15 protein-coding genes are annotated in these 20079 nt (G+C 48.1%); 8 read left to right on the top strand and 7 right to left on the bottom strand.

The genetic code is table 11. The features are described 5' to 3' along the window. Nucleotides 1–133: 133 nt before the first annotated feature. Nucleotides 134–1015, bottom strand: coding sequence for a helix-turn-helix domain-containing protein (locus PV783_RS29910; RefSeq protein WP_079470880.1), 882 nt, complete (start codon nucleotides 1013–1015; stop codon nucleotides 134–136). Between the two features lie 460 nt (nucleotides 1016–1475). On the opposite strand from PV783_RS29910, the gene PV783_RS29905 reads away from it, so the two are divergent. The 4 genes from PV783_RS29905 to PV783_RS29890 all read left to right on the top strand — a co-directional run bounded on the left by PV783_RS29905 (nucleotide 1476) and on the right by PV783_RS29890 (nucleotide 7367). Further along, entirely contained in the window at nucleotides 1476–3998 is a 2523-nt protein-coding gene (locus PV783_RS29905) for a glycosyl hydrolase family 95 catalytic domain-containing protein (protein WP_420990594.1), read from the top strand. 69 nt (nucleotides 3999–4067) lie between these two features. Then, nucleotides 4068–5867 carry an alpha-galactosidase gene (locus tag PV783_RS29900; protein WP_420990593.1) on the top strand — a complete coding sequence of 600 codons (1800 nt, stop codon included), beginning with the start codon at nucleotides 4068–4070 and terminating at the stop codon, nucleotides 5865–5867. Between the two features lie 4 nt (nucleotides 5868–5871). Next, entirely contained in the window at nucleotides 5872–7029 is a 1158-nt protein-coding gene (locus PV783_RS29895; RefSeq protein WP_420990592.1) for an alginate lyase family protein, read from the top strand. Nucleotides 7030–7130: 101 nt separating this feature from the next. Then, nucleotides 7131–7367 (top strand): hypothetical protein, encoded by a 237-nt coding sequence (locus PV783_RS29890; protein ID WP_079470877.1) that lies wholly within the window; start codon nucleotides 7131–7133, stop codon nucleotides 7365–7367. Here the strand turns inward: PV783_RS29890 and PV783_RS29885 are convergent, their stop codons facing one another. Beyond that, the gene (locus PV783_RS29885) at nucleotides 7368–8666 is read right to left on the bottom strand and encodes an RNA polymerase sigma factor (protein WP_079470876.1); all 1299 of its coding nucleotides are present in this window, start codon (nucleotides 8664–8666) and stop codon (nucleotides 7368–7370) included. It lies immediately after the preceding gene. Between the two features lie 94 nt (nucleotides 8667–8760). Here PV783_RS29885 and PV783_RS29880 point away from each other — a divergent pair, with 94 nt between their 5' ends. Then, on the top strand, nucleotides 8761–8901 hold the full coding sequence (locus tag PV783_RS29880; RefSeq protein WP_420990591.1) for a hypothetical protein: 141 nt from the start codon (nucleotides 8761–8763) through the stop codon (nucleotides 8899–8901). 120 nt (nucleotides 8902–9021) lie between these two features. On the opposite strand, the gene PV783_RS29875 is transcribed toward PV783_RS29880, so the two are convergent. From PV783_RS29875 to PV783_RS29860, 4 genes are all read right to left on the bottom strand, one after another. Beyond that, nucleotides 9022–9492, bottom strand: a complete 471-nt coding sequence (locus tag PV783_RS29875; RefSeq protein WP_159454348.1) for a MarR family winged helix-turn-helix transcriptional regulator — start codon at nucleotides 9490–9492, stop codon at nucleotides 9022–9024. A 308-nt stretch (nucleotides 9493–9800) separates the two neighbouring features. Next, nucleotides 9801–10976, bottom strand: a complete 1176-nt coding sequence (gene uxuA, locus PV783_RS29870; protein WP_111577931.1) for a mannonate dehydratase — start codon at nucleotides 10974–10976, stop codon at nucleotides 9801–9803. A gap of 84 nt (nucleotides 10977–11060) precedes the next feature. Further along, entirely contained in the window at nucleotides 11061–12446 is a 1386-nt protein-coding gene (locus tag PV783_RS29865; protein ID WP_420990590.1) for a glycerate kinase type-2 family protein, read from the bottom strand. A gap of 10 nt (nucleotides 12447–12456) precedes the next feature. Continuing rightward, nucleotides 12457–12900: a hypothetical protein gene (locus tag PV783_RS29860; protein WP_079470872.1), complete on the bottom strand. Its 444-nt coding sequence runs from the start codon at nucleotides 12898–12900 to the stop codon at nucleotides 12457–12459. A gap of 189 nt (nucleotides 12901–13089) precedes the next feature. Between PV783_RS29860 and PV783_RS29855 the strand changes: the two genes are divergently transcribed. Then, nucleotides 13090–16137 (top strand): amidohydrolase family protein, encoded by a 3048-nt coding sequence (locus tag PV783_RS29855; RefSeq protein ID WP_420990589.1) that lies wholly within the window; start codon nucleotides 13090–13092, stop codon nucleotides 16135–16137. A 41-nt stretch (nucleotides 16138–16178) separates the two neighbouring features. Then, a complete protein-coding gene (locus tag PV783_RS29850; RefSeq protein WP_111577929.1) occupies nucleotides 16179–17465 on the top strand; it encodes an amidohydrolase family protein in 1287 nt (428 codons plus the stop codon). A gap of 66 nt (nucleotides 17466–17531) precedes the next feature. Here PV783_RS29850 and tyrS read toward each other — a convergent pair whose 3' ends face one another. Further along, the gene (tyrS, locus tag PV783_RS29845) at nucleotides 17532–18815 is read right to left on the bottom strand and encodes a tyrosine--tRNA ligase (protein WP_079470870.1); all 1284 of its coding nucleotides are present in this window, start codon (nucleotides 18813–18815) and stop codon (nucleotides 17532–17534) included. A 178-nt stretch (nucleotides 18816–18993) separates the two neighbouring features. On the opposite strand from tyrS, the gene PV783_RS29840 reads away from it, so the two are divergent. After that, nucleotides 18994–19689, top strand: a complete 696-nt coding sequence (locus PV783_RS29840) for a hypothetical protein (RefSeq protein WP_420990588.1) — start codon at nucleotides 18994–18996, stop codon at nucleotides 19687–19689. The last annotated feature ends 390 nt before the right edge of the window (nucleotides 19690–20079 follow it).

The following is a 20079-nucleotide window of genomic DNA, read 5'->3' as shown; positions in this document are numbered from 1 at the left end:
GTTACAACGCTTCTTCCGGGGTTTGCCCGTTTATTTCCGCAGGGCTAGCATCGGCTATAAAAAGTACTGATGGTTTCATAAGTCAAAAATTATTTCTGCAAAACTACCGGACCCGCGCTTCTCCGTTATTACACTATTCCGGGTTATAGTTATACTTTTCCCGGCTCGAGATCCGGAAGGCTACCGGCGTTTGACCGGTATGCTGTTTAAAGAAACGGTTGAAGTACGTGACTTCGTTGAACTGCAGGTACCAGGCTATTTCCTTGATGCCGTGCGTGGAATGCAGTAACATCCGCTTCGCCTCCAGTATCCGTCTTGCAGCCAGTAAAGCAGAAACCGTTTGTCCCGTTTCCTGTTTTACTACTTCATTCAAATGGTCTGTGGTTACATGCAACGCCCGCGCATAGTCTCCCGGGCTGCTCCAGCTCAATAAGTGCTGCTCCATCAGTTCACGGTAACGGGTTAATAACTCCGGTTGTAAGGAGGATCTCCGGGTACTTTCCGGAAGATAACGCATAAACTGGGTCAGCAATACCGCCAGGTAATGCTGTAGCACCTGCTCCTGCAGCGCCTTGCGCGTATTGAATTCCCGCAGCAGCTGCGCGCACAAATGCCATATTTCCTGGTAAGCAACACTGTCGGGCGTTACCGGGTGCTCCATACATAGAGGCAATGCAGGGAAGCCGGCAGGTAAAAAATCAGTAGTGAAAGAAATCAGGTACACATCCAGCACCTGGTCTTCATCCGTTGACAGGTGCACCTGCCACGGCGCCAATAAAAACATGCTCTCCGGTGGCATGTCTATCAGTCTGAAATCTACCATATGCCGGCTCCGCTGTTTGCCTGTTACCGCCAATGTGTAAAACTCGTGCCGGTGGGCCATTGTGAAATCAGCATTGGGGTGGTGGACCGGTTCCCCGGCCCGTTTATAATGAACATCTATCATCAACCCCGGAACAACCAAAAGCTCTTCCAGCCGGTATGATGCAATGATGGATTGTTTTCCTTTTTTCATAATAACATCCTCACCCTATTATCTGACGATTGAACAAAACAATTATTGTATAATTTTATTTTTTTGCTTTTGCAGAACAGAAAGATTACCCGATCTCTTCTTTTTTGCGCTGTCTTAAAAAGATACCTGAAATGGGTAAAATTGCATACATTTATTTGCAACCGATTGCATAGTTTCGGACTATATTAGCACAACAAAGTTTTGGAATACCTGTAGAAGTGATAGTAATGCTGATTTAAGATGCTCAACGGTATTGCAAACGTTTGCTGAAAACCAATGAATTCCATGATGAAAGAACGAATGTCAGGTAACTGATACACATTCCCCTTTCTCCAACATACCACGAAAAGAATTAATAAAGAATACCCACCTGCCTGATCATCATAGTTGGATGGTACAAAATCCGGCTGGTGCAGGGGAATGGAAACAGGCAGGATTCAACCTGAAAAATAATATATTGATGATAAAGTATCTGTTAGCAGTTTCACTGATGTTCCTGGCCGGAAACACCGGCGCGGCCACCCCGGCAGATTCCCTGCTAAAGCTCTGGTACCGGCAACCAGCCAAACAGTGGGTAGAAGCGCTGCCCGTAGGAAATGGCCGTATTGGCGCCATGATCTTTGGAGGCGTACAGGAGGAAGAACTGCAGCTTAATGAAGGCTATCTCTGGTCCAGTGTTCCCCGCGATGGTAATAATCCGTCCGCTAAAGAACTGCTGCCTGTTATCCGCCGGCTATTGACTGAAGAAAAATACATGGAAGCAGACCAGGTGGCCCGTAAAATGATGGGTACCTACAGCGCCCGGTATCTCACACTGGGAAGTCTTTTTATAAGTAATGATATACCGCAGGAAGCCACACAATATAAACGTGAACTGGACCTGAACAATGGAATAGCCCGCGTTAGTTACCTTGCTAACGGTATTGCCTATACGAGAGAAGTGTTTTGCAGTTACCCGGCGCAATTGCTGGTAATACGCTATACCGCCGGCAAAGCCGGGCAGCTTAGTTTCAGCACCCGCTTTGCTAACCCGATGCCACATACCAGCAGTGTAGTGAACCCGCATTACCTGGTAATGAAAGGCAGATGCCCGGAATACGTGGCTGCAAGGGCTTATGAGCCAAAGCAGATTGTTTATGGCGATAAAGGGATCAATTACGAAGTACATCTCGATGCCCGCGTAAGTGGGGGACAAGTGAAAACAGATACCGCCGGCATACACATTTCCGGCGCAACGGAAGCGATGCTCCTGTTATCCATAGGAACCAGTTTTAAAGAGGGATTGCCCAACGGGAAAGATCCGCATATGGCGGCTGTGGCGCCTTTGCAGAAAGCAGGCAATTACCCGCAACTAATGAGTGGACACGTAAACGACTATACGTCGTTGTTTAACCGGGTGTCGCTCAACCTCGGAAGCGACACCTCCGCATCGTTGCCAACAGATGAAAGGCTGCAGGTATATACCCTCCACGGTGGCAACCGCGATCCGCAACTCACCATCCTGTTATACCAGTACGGCCGCTACCTGATGATATCCGGTTCCCGCAAAGGCGGGCCAGCCATGAACTTACAGGGGTTGTGGAATAAAGAAATGCAGCCGCCCTGGGGCTCCAACTATACCATCAATATCAATACGGAAATGAATTACTGGCCGTCCGAAACAGCGAATTTATCGGATTGCGGTAGTCCTTTGTTTGATTTTATTGGCCAGCTGGCGCAACACGGACGTGTAACCGCTGCCGTTAATTATGGCGCAAAAGGCTGGACGGCGCATCATAACTCAGATATCTGGGGTATGACCAACCCGGCCGGTGGCATTGATTTTTCAGACCCAAGTGGTAACCCCAAATGGGCAATATGGCCAATGGGCGGGGCCTGGCTAAGCCGCCACCTGTGGGAGCACTACCAGTTTACCGGCGATAAAAAAATGCTGCAACAGGTATATCCCGATCTGAAAGGCGCTGCGCTGTTTATGCTCGACTGGCTGGTGAAAAACAAAGACGGTCAATGGGTAACCAGTCCTTCTACCACGCCGGAAAACAATTTTATGGTGAACGGCAAGCGCGAAGGCTCTGTAAGTATTGCCACCACAATGGACCTATCTATCATTCACGACCTGTTTAGCAATACAATTCAGGCAGCCGAGGTGTTGCATCAGGATGCGGCGCTGGTGGCCCGCATCAGGCAAACCATGAAGGAAATGTATCCTTTCCATACCGGTCAGTACGGACAGTTGCAGGAGTGGTACAAAGACTGGGACGATCCAAAAGATTCCCACCGCCATGTATCTCACCTGTATGGCCTGTTTCCCGGAAATTTCATTTCGCCACGAAGGGATAAGGTACTATCGGCAGCGGCTACACGTAGTTTGCTGCTGCGCGGCGATGGCGGAACCGGCTGGTCTAAATCGTGGAAAATAAACTGGTGGGCGCGTCTTGAAGATGGCAATCATGCGTATACCATGTTGAATAAGCAGTTGTTTCTGGCTGGTGGTCAAACCATGAGCGTAGCCGATAACAGCGGCGGATCTTATCCCAACCTGTTTGACGCGCATCCCCCGTTCCAGATAGATGGCAACTTTGGAGTAACTTCAGGCATTACGGAAATGTTGCTGCAAAGCCATGATGGCGTATTACACCTGCTGCCCGCATTGCCGGATGCCTGGCCTTCCGGCAGTGTGAAGGGATTAAAAGCAAGAGGTGGTTTTGAAGTAGATATGGAATGGAAGAACGGGCAGCTCACGCATGCCGTGATCCGTTCTGCACTTGGAGGCAATTGCCGTATTCGTACGCGCGTGGCCGTTAATATAAACGGGAAAGCCGCAAAAGCAGCGGTTGGTAATAACGCAAATCCGTTTTACCAGTTACAGATCCCCGGAAATACCATTGTAAAAGATCCAACGAAATTACCGGTGTTGCAGTTGGAAAAAGTTTTTGAGTATGATTTTTCAACTGCACCTGGTAAAACTTATGATATCTTATAACAAGTAGGGAGTTGATGAAATTATTTAAACTCACCATGTATTGAACCCGCAACCAAAATAATATCCACGATGAAAAAAATGAGTTGGCTTTTAACTACCGGTTTATTATGGCATGCCTTCACCACGTTGGCCGGAACGCCTGCACAGTTTGTACAGGCGCTGAAAAGCAGTGCCGCTGTGGTGTATACCTCCAATGGCAGCATAGCGCCGGATGATATTAAAGTAATCCGCAACTGGAAAAATGACCGCTGCGAAATACGTATAGTCAATACCGGTAGTACCACGGTACGATTGAAAGAAGTAGTAACTGGCGTAGCAGGTAAGATATTGTTACCCACCACACCCTTTTATGCAGAAGGTTTCCAGATGCTGACACAAACAGCCGGAACCCTTTCCCATCCTGAAACATTGGGTAACTATACGGATGCCGGGCACTATAAAATTCCGCAGCCGGATGGATACCTGGCAGTATACAACCTGCTGCGTTTATATCCTGCAAATGAAGAACAGGTATTATTAGGCTACACTTCCAGCAGGCGTTTTGTGGGTAAGTTTTATATTTCTGCAGATACCATCAAAACGGTAACTGATCTGGAGAACCTGGAACTCGCTCCCGGAGCCGATTTTAAGCTGGAAGAATTAATGGTGATCACTGGTAAGGATGGCAACGCATTGCTGGATCGCTTCGCCGCCAGGATCCAGGAACAACATCCGCGACTTGAATTTAAGCAGCCACCTACCGGCTGGTGCTCCTGGTATTGTTTTGGTCCGAAGGTAACGGCACAGAATATTTATGATAATCTTGATTATATAAAAAGTAATATCCCGGCGCTAAAGTATATACAGGTAGATGATGGCTATCAACCGCATATGGGCGATTGGCTGGAATCAGGCAATTCTTTTGGCGGCAATGTACAGCAGGTGCTGAAAACCATCCGGGAAAAGGGTTTTGAGCCAGCTATTTGGGTGGCGCCGTTTATTTGCGACAGCAATTCCACTATTTATAAAAATCATAAGGACTGGCTGGTGAAAGATGCTTCCGGCGCGCCTTTGCGCAGCGACCTGGTTACATTTGGCGGGTGGCGGCTAAAGCCCTGGTATGTGCTGGATGGTACGCATCCCGCCGTGCAGCAACACCTGGAGCAACTATTCCGTACTATGCGCAACGACTGGGGCGTTACTTATTTTAAACTCGATGCTAATTTCTGGGGCGCTATTCACGGCGGCAATTTTTATGACGCCAGAGCTACGAGGGTAGAAGCATACCGGCGGGGTATGGAAGCCATTCTAAAAGGCAGCAGGGATGCTTTTATACTTGGTTGTAATCATCCGCTGTGGCCATCATTAGGACTGGTGCATGGCAGCCGCAGCTCTATGGACATCAAGCGCAGCTGGCCGGTATTTGAGCGTTCGGGCCGTGAAAACCTTTACCGCGCCTGGCAAAACGGCCGCTTATGGTGGAATGATCCGGATTGTTTGGTACTCACCGGCAACATGCCCGGTAACGAATTTAATTTTCACGCAGCCCTGTTATATGCTACCGGCGGTATGTTATTAAGTGGAGATGACCTTACTAAGATATCACGGGAACGGCTCAACGTTTTGAAGAAGGCTTTGCCTCCCACCGCAAAGGCAGCTGCTTTTGAAGGTGCTGATTTTGAAATAGGAAGGGTTACTACAGACGCGGGTAAACAGGTAATTCTTCTCAACTGGCAATCATCTTCCAAAAAAATAACCGTAAAACTTGATCGGTCATACAAGGTATCAGACTATTGGACAGGCGCAGATCTTGGCACACACAACGGTTCCTTTGTGATGGAGTTGGCAGGACATGATGGCCGGGTATTATTGTTAACACCAAAAAAATAATTCTATGCGTACGTTCCTGGCAGCCTTATTCATTGGTATCTCCTGTATTCTACAGGCGCAATCGCCCTATCAGCAAACGGTGCTCAAAGATACCCGGCCGGCAGTGATTAAACGGGCCGCATGGGCAACGCAACAGGCGCCTCAAACGATTACTGCCTTCCAATGTGATCGCAGCGCCGGCGGCATACACGATTTCTATTCGGAAGGGGATTACTGGTGGCCCGATCCGGCAAACCCCAACGGGCCTTACATTCAGCGCGATGGCCAAACCAATCCTGAAAATTTTGTGGCGCACCGGCAAGCCATGATCCGCTTCAGCCGGGTGATGGGCGCACTGGCAGCAGGATATATTGCTACCAGGGATAACACCTACCTGCAGCGGGCGTTGCAGCATGCAAAGGCATGGTTTGAAACACCTGCTACGCGCATGAATCCTTCGTTGCTGTATGCACAGGCTATCAAAGGAAAAGTAACCGGCCGGGGTATCGGTATTATTGATACCATTCACCTGATGGAAGTGGTACAGGCATTGAGTATTATGGAGAAAGCCGGCGCCATTCCGCCGGAAGATCTTGCAGCTTTTAAAAGCTGGTTCAGTGAGTACGTGCAATGGCTGACCACACATCCTTACGGGAAAGATGAAATGAATGCCGCCAATAATCATGGTACCTGTTGGGTGATGCAGGTAGCGGCTTTTGCACGTTTTGTGAATAATAAGGAACTACTGGCGTTTTGCAGCAACCGTTATAAAACCGTACTGCTCCCCCGCCAGATGGCCGCTGACGGCAGCTTTCCGCTGGAGTTGAAACGGACTAAACCTTACGGCTACTCGTTGTTTAACCTCGATGCCATGAGTACCATCTGCCAGTTGCTGAGCACGCCGGATAATGATTTGTGGCGGTTTACAGCAGACAGTAGTAAAAGTATCGCCAAAGGGATTGCCTATCTCTATCCATATGTAAACAATAAAAACAGCTGGCCTTTTGCGCATGATGTGATGTATTGGAACAGCTGGCCGGTGGCGCAACCCTTCCTTATTTTCGGTGCGGCTGCTTTTCAGCGCCCGGAATATTACCGCTTATGGCTGTTGCTCAATAAGGATCCGGAGGAAGAAGAGGTGCTGAGAAACCTCCCGGTGAGGAATCCTCTGATCTGGTTATGAATGCTTTAAAATTTACAATTATTTAAGATTCAGATGTTTTATTTTCTTAATATAAATCCTTAACTTTAGGAGACTATACACTATGTTTAAACTTTAGAGAAATGAGTTGGATGGACGACTTGTATGTTATTTACCAGAAACTGGATGCCACCGGTTGTGAAGAGGTAAAACATGACATTTTAAAAGCCCAGATTGATGGCTGTAACCGCGGAGAAATCTATTTCCTGGTATTACAACAACTGGTACAGATCAAAACAGGGAAGGCGCCTGTTTATGAGTTAATTAAGGGAGAAGTAGAAAATATTATCCACTACAGTAAAGGACAATACCTGAGTTAATTATTTTAATTCTTCTATCAGTTTCTGCACTTTGAGATAATTAGGCGCGCCGGATGGAATTTTTAATAACCATTCGAGGCATTCCTGCTTACGTCCTTCTCTCAGGTAGCTCAACGCCATATAAAACGCTGCTTCATACCGGAGTTCGCTGCTGTTGTTAAAAACAGTCAGCAGATCCTGTCGCGCGCTCTCCATCTGGTTTTGGTCGATCAGCGCCACGCCGCGGTAGTAACGGGCGTATAAGTTGCCGGGGTTGGCCGTCAGCGCTTTATTCAGCAATAAAACTGCTTCGTTGAAGTGTCCGTGATTGAACTGTACAATGGCTTCTTCCGGAAGCCGCAGGCTGTCTATATCCGGGATCTGCATTTCTGTGGAGGCGAACTGCCGGTAGATATTCTTTCTCCAGGGACTTACATACAGCAATATGGCCATTCCTGCCGCTATCAGCGCAGTAAGGATCACATAGTTACGGATGGGAATGGGCGAGTTATCTTTTAACGTGTACCAGGCATTGCGATGGGTAAACAGCAAATGTTGCAACTCATCCCGGTTGGTATCGTTACAGATCTTCTGAGCCAGTAGTTGGCGGACTGCATCAAAGCGTTTTACCTGTTGCGTAAGGAGAGCGTCGCCCTGGAGTCTTTCAGAGAATGCCTTGCGTTCTGTTTCGCTCATTTGTCCGCTGAGGAAACGGTCTGTTTCCAGCAGGTCTTTTTCAGAAAGGCTATTGGCTTTTAGTTTTATATCGATGTCCCTGAACAGGCTGCGGAAACAATCGGCTCTTCTGCCGGGTAGTTCGTTAACGGGGATATTGGTTTCTGCGGCAATGTCTTCCTGCAGGCAGCCATCTGTGAGCGACCAGCGGAGCAGCTCTTTACATTCGTCGGAGAGGGTCAGGTAGTAGTGATAGGCGAGTCTCCTTTTTTCCCCTTCTTTCAGCACATCTTCCACATCCTGGATATCGTCTCTGCTCATGGTGGAGAGTTCTTCTGCCTCCAGGCCGGGAATACGCTGTCCTCTTCTTTCCAGTTGCTGTTCCCAGATACGCTTGCATAACAGTTGAAGAAAGGGCTCAAAGTCGGTGACTTTCAGCGGGTGACGGCGGGCGAAGTAATAAATGTCCATCAGGGCTTCTTCGAAAATATGGGCCGCATCTTTTACGTGACCGCTTTTTTGCAGAATGAACCGCTTTTCTTTGGAAGCAAACCGCTGATAAATATTTTCAATTACTGCTGGTGTATGGTGAAGCAATCCCTCAATATATTCCTGGTCGTTATTTATTAATTGTTCAGGTGACATACATATCGTTTTTGCCGGTTCCTCTGTACTAAAAATATTAAACCTTGCCGAAGTGACCTAATTATTTATTCTGGTCTGTACAAATGCGATGCCTGTGCGGTGGAAGGCATTCCCCTCCGGTATCCTGTTGCTGCACCCGGGCTGTACCGTGGCGTTTCGTTCACGCTATGCTGCCTTTGGAAGAAATCATGGTGGTGAACAGCCGGGCGCCACCTTCTGCAGCCAGCCTGCATAAATGCAGCCTGATTGTTGACTTTGAAAATAAGTTTGCAGAAGAAACGCCGGAATTACTGCAAAAGATGCTAAAGGTACCTTTGGTGAAAGAGGTATTACATAACGTTGAACTAAAGAATGGTCAGCTCAGGTTTAAGCCTGCTGTTAATTGTTTAAGGATCGTTTTCAGCTGTGTAAATGCTTCTTCTCCTATGATACCGGCGTACAGGTCCTGTACTTCATCTACCGCTTCATAGGCGTTGATCATAAACTCTTTCCCTTTCTCTGTCAGGAAAATAATGCTGGCGCGGTTGTCGGTATCGTGTTTGCGGGTGCCGATATAGTTGTCTGCTTCCAGGTTCTTTACCACCTTGCTCATGGCTTGTTTGCTGATACGCGCTTTCCTGGCGAGGTCGTTGTTAATGGTGCCCTGCGCATCGATGTGTACCAGGAGTACCATATCTCCCAGTTTAAAATTTTTGTATCCGCGCTCCAGTAGTTTTTGTGTAATACGCAGGTCTATATCTTTTTTGAACAAATTGATCAGGCGGGCGAGGCTATCCGGTCTTTTGGCCAGGCATGCCTCATATCTCGCATCTATAGTTGCGCTCATCATATTGTAGGTTTGGTAAAAGTGTACAGTTGATAAAATCTTGTCCTGATGCAATGCTACAAAAAAGCAGTGATTTTTTGCGCGCTGCTTTTTAAAATTTGTGCCTGCACGGTACTAAAAACAGGAAGACCCGCCGGTAAGGCGGGTCTTTAATATATTTTCAGGGTAGTGTTATTTGTACACGTAATCAGCCATTACGGTATATGTTCAAATACGCTTTCTGCCCTGGTGTAGCATCTCAGTCCGACGATGGTATTGCTTATCCCCACCTTTACTCTTTGTGCAGACCTGATACTGGTAGACGTCAGTCAATCAGAGCCTAAAGCCCCCGCGATACCCATTTCCAGTCCACGCAGTTCTGCCAGTCCGCGTAAACGGCCGATAGCGCTGTATCCCGGGTTGGTTTTCTTATGCAGGTCATCCAGCATCTGGTGGCCATGATCCGGGCGCATAGGAATGGAAACATTGCGGCGTTTCATGGTGAGCAGGATGTTTTTCACCACGGCAAACATATCTACGTCGCCTTCCAGGTGGTTGGCTTCGTGGAAGTTGCCCAGCGCATCCCGTTGTGTGCTGCGCAGGTGGATGAAGTGGATATGATCGCCCAGGCGCTCTATCATGCCGGGAAGGTCATTGTCGGCCCGTACGCCATAAGAGCCGGTGCAAAAGCACAAGCCATTGGAGGTATATGGTGCAGCAATGAGGAGTTCGCGGGCGTCCTGTTCGGTGCTTACCACACGTGGCAGTCCGAAAATAGGGAATGGAGGATCATCCGGATGGATGGCCAGTTTAACGCCGGCTTCTTCTGCAACGGGCGCTATTTGCTGAAGGAAATAGAACAGGTGCAGTTTCAGCTGGGTGGCATCAATGCCTTTATATTTATCCAATGCGGTCTGGAACTGTTGCAACGTAAAGCTTTCTTCAGATCCGGGTAATCCGGCAATGATATTTTTTTGTAAGAGTTCTTTGTCGGCCGCAGTCATGCTGTCGAAATGTTCCTTCGCGCGGGCCATTTCTTCTTCACTGTAATCTTTCTCTGCATCTGGTCTTTGCAACATAAACAGGTCGAATGCCATGAACGCTGCTTTTTCAAAGCGCAGCGCTTTGGAGCCATCTTCCACGGTATAGGACAGGTCGGTGCGGGTCCAGTCGAGTACCGGCATAAAGTTGTACGTAACCGTACGTATACCGCATGCTGCCAGGTTCCGCAAGGTTTGCTGGTAGTTGTGGATATAATCCCTGAAACGGCCGCTTTGCGTTTTAATATCTTCATGTACCGGCACGCTCTCCACAACAGACCAGGTAAGTCCTGCTGCTTCTATGATGGCTTTCCGCTTTTGTATCTCCTCCTTCGTCCATACCACTCCATTAGGCACATGGTGCAATGCGGTTACAATTCCGGTAGCTCCTGCCTGTTTAATATCAGACAAGCTAACCGGATCATTGGGCCCGTACCACCGCCATGTCTGTTCCATTCTCAGCATAATGCAAATACGTTTAGTAAATCCAGAATTTCTAGTTCCAAACCCCAAAAATATAATCTATCCACACATATACAAACTTTGATTTCAAATTTTAAGGCCGTCTGCAGTGATCAGGGTGATCATGAGGTCCATCACATTTGTTTGGGTTGGCCCCGTAATCATTAACCCGCCTGCTTTTGAGAAGAAATGCCAGGCATCGTTCTGTTGTAAAAAACTATTTGGATCGAGCTGCATTTTTGCAGCATTTTTCATCGTTGATGCATCTACGATAGCTCCTGCAGCATTGGTAGGACCGTCGCTGCCATCGGTACCACCGCTCAGGAAAGTAAGCGCAGGATGATGGGCAAGGGCGATGCCTGCTGCCAGCGCCAATTGCTGATTCCGGCCACCACGGCCATTCCCGGTTACTTCCACCGTAGTTTCTCCACCTGCCAGCAAACAAGCCGGCAAAGGACCGTTATACCGGAGCGCTGTTTGTACCAGGTCATCAGCTACGGCATGTACTTCTCCCGTAATAGTATCAGACAACAATACCGGGTGATACCCCAGCTGCCGGGCTTTTGCAGCCGCGGCTTCCAATGCCACGCGGTTGGTACCGGTAAGATAGTTGTGGGTATGCTGCAGGGAAGGATCACCAGGTTTAGGCGTTTCAGGTACCCTGCCTGCAACACCGTTTTCAATATGTTGGAGGAGGGAAGCGGGTATTTTTTCCGGGAGATGATATTTGCGGAGTACATTCATAGTATCCGCAAAGGTAGACGGGTCGGCCACTGTGGGTCCTGATCCTATCACGCTGAGGTCATCGCCCACTACATCGCTGAGTACAAGGGTACATAACGTAGCCGGATATATGCTTTTTGCCAGCTGCCCGCCTTTGATACCGGAAAGATGTTTTCGTACCGTATTCATTTCCCGGATATCGGCGCCGCTTTTCAGTAAGGCATCAAACAGCTGTTGTACTTCGGGTAAACTGCTGTGTGCCGGTACATCCGCCAGCAGTGCGGAGGCGCCGCCGGAAAGTAAAAAGATCACGAGGTCGTGCGGCTGCACTTTAGCGGCCATGTCCAGCAGTTTAACGGAAGCGGCTACACTCTGTTCGTCGGGTACGGGGTGACCGGCTTCCACCAGTGCTACCTGCTGTAACGGTAACGCATGTCCGTACTTTGTAACTACCATTCCCTGCACCGGGAAATGCGCTATCAGTATGTTTTCCAGCTCCTGTGCCATTGCGGCGGCAGCTTTGCCCGCCCCCAGTATCCAAACAGCCGCCTGCTCCGGGATGGCGTAGCTATCTTCCGAAATATTTATAACACGGGTAGCAGGTATTACCTGCACATTTTTCCTGATCAACTGCTGCGGATGCACTGCTGCTACGCCCTGCAGGAAAATATCTTTTATGTCGGCAGTGGTATTGTTCATTTTTCCAGGCATAAAAAAAGCAGTGAGACAACTCACTGCCAATATCTTCAAGTTAAGAAATTTATTGCGGTTGGGTGGAGTCTTTAGCTTCCTTCTTTTGCCGCTTTTTTTCCATTTTTTGTTCGAGGTGTTCCTTTTTTGTCATTTCCCAGTCGTTCCACTTCTTATACTGTGCAGGCGTAAACACGGTTTTAAAGCGCTGGCTGCGTTCTGTATCCAGGGCTTTAAACTGTGTCATGCGCTCCTTTTTGGAGAGGGAAGGATTGTTTTTCACGGCATCCATCCTGCGCACAATATCCTGGTTGATCACCAGGATCTTTTTTTCCTGGTCTTTGCTCAGATTTACCTTGTGGGAAATCTTATCCGTTATTTTATCAGCTCTTCCTTCCGCAGTCCAGCGGCCTTTTGTATTGGTAGTATCTTTTACCTGGGCACTGGTAGTAAAGGTAGTTGCTGCAAAGAAAACGGTCAGCAGCATCCATGTATAAACAGAAATAAACTTCATAGTCAGCAAGTATTATACGAATTTAAACAAACTTAAGCTGTAAACCCTTTTCAAATTATCCCTTTTTCGTGTGAATCCAAAATACACTTACCACTCATAAAAAATATGCCGTTTTATTTAGTCCCGCCTTAATGATTTATTACATTTAGCCGATCAACTGAATCTGAACCGAAAAAATAAAAGATTTACATGAAAAGAGCTTTTGAGAAACCCGGGACAGCCCTGCTGTTGCGGTGTATTACCTATGCTATGAAGCGGCACCGCGGTAAACTGTTGTTACTGGCCCTGCTGGCAACCGGCCAGGCAGCCAGCGCACAGGAAACCTATCCGCTCAACGGGATTGCCGATCCCCGCGAAGGGTGCTTTGCTTTTACACATGCAACCATTGTAAAAGACCCGCAAACCACCCTGAACAATGCCACACTGGTGATCCGCGACGGGAAAATAGTGTCTGCCGGTACATCGGCCGCCATTCCGAAAGACGCCGTGATAGTGGATTGTAAAGGCAAATACATCTATCCTTCTTTTGTGGATATCTTCAGCAACTATGGCTTGTCGGAGCCGAAACGGGGTGCTTCCGCATGGAATGCACCACCCCAGTTCCTGTCTAACACTAAAGGCGCCTATGGCTGGAACCAGGCCATCAGAAGCGAAGTGAATGCCGTGGATCTTTTTTCGGCAGATGATGGAAAGGCTGCGCCCCTGCGTGAAGCGGGATTTGGCACCGTGCTTACCCAACAGCCCGATGGCATCGCCCGCGGTACCGCTGCACTGGTAACCCTGGCCACCGCAAAAGAAAACAAAGTCATTATCCGGGAGAAAGCCGCTGCGGCCTATTCTTTTGATAAAGGCACCTCCACGCAAAACTACCCTAACTCGCTGATGGGCTGCATCGCCCTGCTGCGACAAACTTTCCTGGATGCGCAGTGGTACAAAACCCAGCCCGCAAAGGAAGGCGTGAACCTCAGCCTGGAAGCATGGAATGCCAGCCAGCAGCTGCCTCAGCTGTTTGAAGTTACCGATAAATGGGATGCGCTCCGCGCAGATAAAATAGGAGACGAATTTGGTGTGCAATATATCATCCGGGCCAGTGGCAATGAATACCAGCGCATCAGCGAAATGGCTGCCACAAAAGCCACTTTCGCGTTGCCGCTTAACTTCCCCGGCGCTATTGATATGGAAGATCCCGCAGACGCCCGCTACGTTTCACTGGCAGAGATGAAACACTGGGAAATGGCGCCTACGGAGCCCGCCGCATTTGAAAAAGCAGGTATTCCCTTCTGTTTAACCGCTGCTGATCTGAAAGATGTAAAACAATTCCTGGCCAATGTGCGGAAAGCCATCAGCTATGGCCTCAGCGAACAGAAAGCACTGGAAGCATTAACAAAAACTCCGGCCACACTCATCAAGGCTTATGATAAAGTAGGTAGCCTGGAACCGGGTAAACTGGCCAATTTCCTCATTACTTCCGGTCCCGTTTTCAGCGAAAAAACTATCCTGTACCAGAACTGGGTACAAGGAAACCGCTACACCATTAAGGCCGACGGCTGGAATGATATCCGCGGTATCTATACCGTAAATCTCACTCCCGGCGGCAGCTACTCCGTAGAAGTGAGAGGCACCGCCGCTGCTCCTTTGCTGTCTGTTTTACAGAAAGATACCCTTCCGGGCCGCATCGATGTAAACGGAAAACTGGTATCGCTGTCGCTCGCGCTGGCAAAGAACAGCAAAAGCAATGTTCGTCTCAGCGGTATCATCGGCGATAACAGCTGGAACGGTACCGGCGCCGATACCAGCGGCAACCTCGTAAAATGGACCGCCGTATTTGTAAAGGCAGTCCCCGAGAAAGCTGATTCTGTAAAGAAAGAAACACCATTGGCCATAGGCCCGCTATATTATCCGTTTAATGGCTACGGCTGGGAAAAACTCCCCTCACAGCAGGACCTGCTTATCAAAAATACCACCGTGTGGACCGGCGAAAAAGAAGGGAAACTGGAAAATACAGACGTTTTAATCCGCAATGGTAAAATTGCACAGGTAGGTAAGAGCCTCGCTGCCGGCAACGCCCGCGTGATCGACGGTACCGGCAAACACCTGAGCGCCGGCATTATCGACGAACACTCGCACATTGCACTGAGCAGGGGAGTGAACGAATCATCGCAGTCGGTTACTTCCGAAGTAAGGATCGCAGATGTACTCAATCCCGACGATGTCAATATTTACCGCCAGCTGAGCGGTGGCGTAACAGCGTCTCATTTATTGCATGGCAGCGCCAACGCCATCGGCGGGCAGTCGCAGCTGATCAAACTCCGCTGGGGACAAAATGCAGAAGACCTGAAAGTGACCAACTGGGACCCTTTCATCAAATTTGCATTGGGTGAAAACGTAAAACAATCCAACTGGGGTGATCGTAATACCGTGCGTTTTCCGCAAACAAGAATGGGCGTGGAACAAATCTATACAGATGCGTTTACCCGTGCGCTTGACTATGAAAAGCAGGGCCCCGGCAAGCGCCGCGACCTGGAACTGGACGCCCTCGTGGAAATATTACACCAGAAACGTTTTATTACCTGCCACTCTTATGTGCAGAGTGAAATCAATATGCTCATGCATGTAGCAGACAGCTTTCACTTCAAAGTAAATACGTTCACACACATCCTTGAAGGATACAAAGTAGCCGATAAAATGAAAGCGCATGGCGCAGGCGCCGGTACCTTTGCCGACTGGTGGGCCTATAAAATGGAAGTACAGGACGCTATTCCTTACAACGCCGCCATCATGCAGGGAGCAGGTGTGCTCACCGCCATCAACTCCGATGATGCGGAAATGGCCCGCCGCCTGAACCAGGAAGCCGCCAAGAGCATCAAATACGGCGGCATGACCGAAGAGGAAGCCATTAAGCTGGTCACCATCAACCCCGCTAAGCTGCTGCATGTAGACAACCGCATGGGAAGCATCAAAGTGGGTAAAGATGCGGATGTGGTACTGTGGAGCGATAACCCGCTGAGTATTTACGCCAAAGCAGAAAAGACTATTGTGGATGGTATCGTGGAATTTGACCGCGACAACGATCTGCAACTGCGCAAGCGTATTGCAACGGAGCGTAATCGTCTTACCCAGCTATTACTGGCAGAAAAGAAAAAAGGCACGCCTACCCGCAAAGCATCGCTGACGCCGGAAGAAATTTATCATTGTGAAGATCTGCAGGGCGGACATCAGCAAGCTATTGGTTATTGATCTGTTAGAAATTTTTTAAGCACCGCTAAATGCTACAAGCGATGAAAAGACAATTAATTTTATTAAGCCTTACCCTGGGAATGTATACCGCCCGGGCACAGGAAACGATATCTCCGGCAGGTCCGCAAAACAAACCCGTATACCTTACCAATGCCACTATTCATGTAGGCAACGGGCAGGTAATTGAAAACGGCACCATTGCATTCAGCAATGGGAAAATTACTGCAGTAGGCAGTAACATCGCCGCTGCCGGTGGCGACGCCACGGTACTGGATATGAAAGGCCAGCACATATATCCCGGTATTATTGCGCCCGAATCCAACCTGGGCCTGGTGGAGTTTGAGAGCGTGCGCGCTACCATCGATGCGCGCGAGGTGGGAGAAATAAATCCTTCCGTACGTTCCATCATTGCGTATAATGCCGATTCCAAAGTAATCAACACCCTGCGTTCCAACGGAATCCTGCTGGCACAGGTAACACCGGAAGGTGGTATTATCAGCGGCGCTTCTTCTGTAGTACAGCTGGATGCCTGGAACTGGGAAGATGCTGCCTATAAAACAGATAATGCGCTGCACTTTTTTATGCCGCCACTGGCCCCGCTGGGTGGTGGTCGTGGCGCCGTTCCCAACGACCGGCTGAAAGCGGCACTCGAACAAATAGAAACGGTGAGAACATTTTTCCGCGAGGCGAAGGCTTATCAGCAGGAAGGCAAACATACTGCTACCAACCTGAAGTTTGAATCGATGCGGAAGCTGTTTAACAGGGAGCAGAAACTGTTTATCCACTGCGACCTGGTAAAAGAAATGCTCGTAGCGATAGACTTTGCCAAAGAGTTTCAGCTTGATGTAGTGATTGTTGGCGGAGCTGATTCCTGGCTTATTGCAGACATCCTGAAGCAAAATAATATCCCGGTAGTACTGGCACAGCCACATGCTTTGCCGGTAATGCAGGACGATGATGTGGATCAGCCTTATAAAACTGCCGCGCAGCTGCAGAAAGCCGGTGTGCTGTTTTGCCTGAGCAACGAAGGCTTCTGGCAGCAACGTAACCTGGGCTTTGAAGCAGGTACTGCCAGCGCTTATGGTTTAACAAAAGAAGAGGCCCTGTCGGCGGTTACGCTTAACGCTGCTAAAATCCTGGGGATCGATAAAACTACCGGCTCACTGGAAACCGGCAAGGACGCGAATATTGCCGTGAGTACCGGTGATATCCTGGATATGAAGTCGAGCGTAATTACGCGGGCATTTATCCAGGGCAGGGAAATAAACCTGGATAATAAGCAGAAGCAATTGTATGAGAAGTATGAGAAGAAGTATGGATTGAAATAGCAGGAATGGCTTATAAAAAAGAAGGGCTGGTATCAATACCAGCCCTTCTTTTTTATAAGCCTAATTTTATACTGCTTTTACGAGATAATAGTTCTTCTTTCCTTTCTGAAAGAGAATATACTTATCACGCAGTAAAGCATTGGTATTGATTACGGTTTCTATACCTTCTATTTTATTTTTATTCATACTCACGCCGCCGCCCTGCACCGTTTTGCGGGCTTCTCCCTTACTGGGGAAAATACCGGTTTCCGCCAGCAGGCTTACTACATCTTTCCCGGTTTCGAGGTCGGCTTTAGCTACCTCAAATTGTGGTACACCGTCCATTACATCGAGGAGTTGCTCTTCTGTGAGAGACACCAGCAGTTCAGCAGTATCGTTGCTGAAAAGCAGGGAAGAAGCTTTTACTGCAAATTCATAGCTTTCTTCTCCGTGTATAAAAATAGTGACTTCTTTTGCAAGCCTTTGTTGTAACTGGCGTAAGTGTGGCGCCTCGCGGTGTTTGGCAATCAGTTCATCTACTTCCGGTTGTTCCATGAAAGTAAATATCTTAATATAGCTTTCTGCATCTACGTCTGTAGTATTCAGCCAGAACTGGTAGAACATATAAGGAGAAGTCCGCCTGGAATCCAGCCATACCGTTCCCTGTTCTGTTTTACCGAATTTAGTGCCATCTGCTTTTTTTATGAGCGGGCAGGTAAATGCGAATGCCTCTCCACCGGCTTTACGGCGGATCAGTTCTGTACCGGTAACAATATTACCCCACTGATCTGAGCCACCCATCTGCAGTTTACAGTTTTTAACAGTATACAAATGATAGAAATCGTAACCCTGTATCAGTTGGTAGGTAAATTCAGTGAATGACATCCCGTTGTCGCCTTCGATCCTTTTCTTAACGGAATCTTTGGCCATCATATAGTTAACGGTGATGTGTTTACCGGTATCACGAATAAAATCGAGGAAGGAAATATGTTGGAACCAGTCGAAGTTATTCACCATCTCAGCTGCGTTTGGCTTGGCAGGATCAAAATCTAGGAAGCGTTCCAGCTGGGCTCTGATACCGGCTACATTCTTCTGCAGGGTATCCAGGTCCAGCATTTTCCGTTCTTCCGCTTTAAAGGAGGGGTCGCCTACCATGCCGGTAGCGCCGCCCACCAACGCCAGGGGCTTATGTCCTGCCTTTTGCAGGTGCACCAGTAACAGGATGGGTACCAGGCTACCGATGTGTAACGACTCTGCGGTGGGATCAAAACCAATATAAGCAGTGGTCATTTCCTTTTTCAGTTGCTCTTCCGTGCCAGGCATCATATCCTGTAGCATACCCCGCCAGCGCAGTTCTTCTATCAGATTCATGATTTTAATAACAATTTTTGCAAACCTACATAAAATTCGCAGGATTCGCCCATTTTAAGGATTCCGGCTGGTATTACAAATATCTATGTAAATTTATAAAGAAGACCGGCCGTTTGCACCTGCTGCCGGTTAGAGATACAGATGTGATCATATTCTTTCTTACCCCAAACAAAATATTATGAAAAAAGCACTCGTTTTTTTAGTGGCACTATGTTTTGCGATACCGGTACTGGCGCAGGATTGCAAAGGGTACTATTACCTGCTTAACAACGCGGAAATTGAAATGACCATCCTGGATGCGAAAGGCGTGGCCAGCGGGAAAACCATTTACAAGGTCACAAATGTGCGTAAAGATGGGGCTGGCACCGTGTCTGACTTCACCAATACTTTTTACGATAAAAGCAATAAGCAGGTAACCTCTGGCACCGGGCAATTTAAATGCACTGGAAACGGCGTGGCCATAGACATGAAGATGAGCGTTCCCTCGATGCCTCAGATGAAAGACATGAAAATGGAAGGCAAAACCAACGCCTCTTTTCTTGATTATCCCTCCGGAATGCACGCCGGACAAGAACTACCAGGTGGTACCTTTGAAATGAACGGTAATGTGAAAGGAATGGAGATGGGGATCAGTTATGTGATCAGCAATAGAAAAGTGCTCGGAAAGGAAAAGGTAACCACACCCGCAGGCAGCTGGGATTGCTTCAAAATTGCCTATGATATTAATTTCGAGATGAAAATGATGGGGCAGGGGATTCCGATGAAACTCAGTGCCATAGAATGGTTTGCCCCTGATTTCGGACCGGTGAAAACCTCCTCCAGTAAAGATGGAAAAAACATGGGAGGAACAATGATCACTGCGCTGAAGAAATAAAAAGAACCCCTGGTTACTTTTTGTGATTTTCGCGGAGGTTGTCTTTCTCAGGATTCCCCTGATTTTACTGATTAACTTTTGTGATTATGGAGGGATTTGAGAAGATTAGTGCATTGGTGAGATTTTAATCCGGGTATTGATATTTTCTCTGGAGAATTGGTTTATTTTCGTTTTTTGTATGATTTCCGGAAAATTCAGTGAAGTTAAAAGGCTTTTATCATCGCTATCCCTAAAATAATTAAAAAAGGTGAGCGGCATTTAACGGCAATGATTTATTGAATACCGCTCACTTATTTTTGCCAGGATGTCAGTTTTATATGGCAGTGCCCGCATAAACCCCCTGTATCTTTTCGCCTGTAATGCTCTGTAGTAAAGGGTTCCATGATCAAG

The organism is Chitinophaga sp. CC14 (assembly GCF_048957795.1).
In the GTDB taxonomy this organism is placed as follows: domain Bacteria; phylum Bacteroidota; class Bacteroidia; order Chitinophagales; family Chitinophagaceae; genus Chitinophaga; species Chitinophaga ginsengisegetis.
This window is presented reverse-complemented; position numbering and strand designations above follow the sequence as displayed.

Bases quoted from the DNA above. Each gene is read 5' to 3' on its own strand.
- PV783_RS29910 (WP_079470880.1), bottom strand. From the start codon at position 1,015: ATGAAAAAAGGAAAACAATCCATCATTGCATCATACCGGCTGGAAGAG.
- PV783_RS29905 (WP_420990594.1), top strand. From the start codon at position 1,476: ATGATAAAGTATCTGTTAGCAGTTTCACTGATGTTCCTGGCCGGAAAC.
- PV783_RS29900 (WP_420990593.1), top strand. From the start codon at position 4,068: ATGAAAAAAATGAGTTGGCTTTTAACTACCGGTTTATTATGGCATGCC.
- PV783_RS29895 (WP_420990592.1), top strand. From the start codon at position 5,872: ATGCGTACGTTCCTGGCAGCCTTATTCATTGGTATCTCCTGTATTCTA.
- PV783_RS29890 (WP_079470877.1), top strand. From the start codon at position 7,131: ATGAGTTGGATGGACGACTTGTATGTTATTTACCAGAAACTGGATGCC.
- PV783_RS29885 (WP_079470876.1), bottom strand. From the start codon at position 8,666: ATGTCACCTGAACAATTAATAAATAACGACCAGGAATATATTGAGGGA.
- PV783_RS29875 (WP_159454348.1), bottom strand. From the start codon at position 9,492: ATGAGCGCAACTATAGATGCGAGATATGAGGCATGCCTGGCCAAAAGA.
- uxuA (WP_111577931.1), bottom strand. From the start codon at position 10,976: ATGCTGAGAATGGAACAGACATGGCGGTGGTACGGGCCCAATGATCCG.
- PV783_RS29860 (WP_079470872.1), bottom strand. From the start codon at position 12,900: ATGAAGTTTATTTCTGTTTATACATGGATGCTGCTGACCGTTTTCTTT.
- PV783_RS29855 (WP_420990589.1), top strand. From the start codon at position 13,090: ATGAAAAGAGCTTTTGAGAAACCCGGGACAGCCCTGCTGTTGCGGTGT.
- PV783_RS29850 (WP_111577929.1), top strand. From the start codon at position 16,179: ATGAAAAGACAATTAATTTTATTAAGCCTTACCCTGGGAATGTATACC.
- tyrS (WP_079470870.1), bottom strand. From the start codon at position 18,815: ATGAATCTGATAGAAGAACTGCGCTGGCGGGGTATGCTACAGGATATG.
- PV783_RS29840 (WP_420990588.1), top strand. From the start codon at position 18,994: ATGAAAAAAGCACTCGTTTTTTTAGTGGCACTATGTTTTGCGATACCG.